Origin of the sequence: Streptomyces sp. L-9-10, assembly GCF_004151105.1 — a bacterium.
Taxonomy (GTDB): domain Bacteria; phylum Actinomycetota; class Actinomycetes; order Streptomycetales; family Streptomycetaceae; genus Streptomyces.
Genome location: NZ_PHRF01000129.1, coordinates 1 through 537, shown reverse-complemented (window position 1 = coordinate 537; position 537 = coordinate 1). Strand labels below are relative to the sequence as shown.

General features: G+C 66.3%; 1 protein-coding gene. It reads right to left on the bottom strand.

Going from position 1 to position 537, the window contains the following annotated elements:
- A partial coding sequence (locus tag CU044_RS29520) for an ATP/GTP-binding protein (RefSeq protein ID WP_129771816.1) occupies positions 1-537 on the bottom strand: 537 nt, incomplete at both ends.

Below are 537 nucleotides of genomic sequence, written 5' to 3'. Positions count from 1 at the left end.
GAGTCGGGCCATGAGGGCGTGTTCGACGAGGGTGATGAGTCCGCTTTTGGCGTCGGCGCGGTGGCGGGCGTCGGTGGTGATGATGGGGGTGTCGGGGCCGATCTGGAGTGCTTCGCGTACTTCGTCGGGGGTGTAGGGCTGGTGTCCGTCGAAGCCGTTGAGGGCGATGACGAAGGGGAGTCCTGAGTTTTCGAAGTAGTCGACGGCGGGGAAGCAGTCGGCGAGGCGGCGGGTGTCGACGAGGACGACGGCGCCGATGGCGCCGCGGACGAGGTCGTCCCACATGAACCAGAAGCGGTCCTGTCCTGGTGTGCCGAAGAGGTACAGGATGAGGTCTTGGTCGAGGGTGATGCGGCCGAAGTCCATGGCCACGGTGGTGGTGGTCTTGTCTCCGGTGTGGGTGAGGTCGTCGATGCCGGCGGATGCGCTGGTCATGACGGCTTCGGTACGCAGCGGGTTGATCTCCGAGACGGCGCCGACGAACGTGGTCTTGCCCACGCCGAAGCCGCCCGCCACCACGATCTTCGCGCTGGTGGT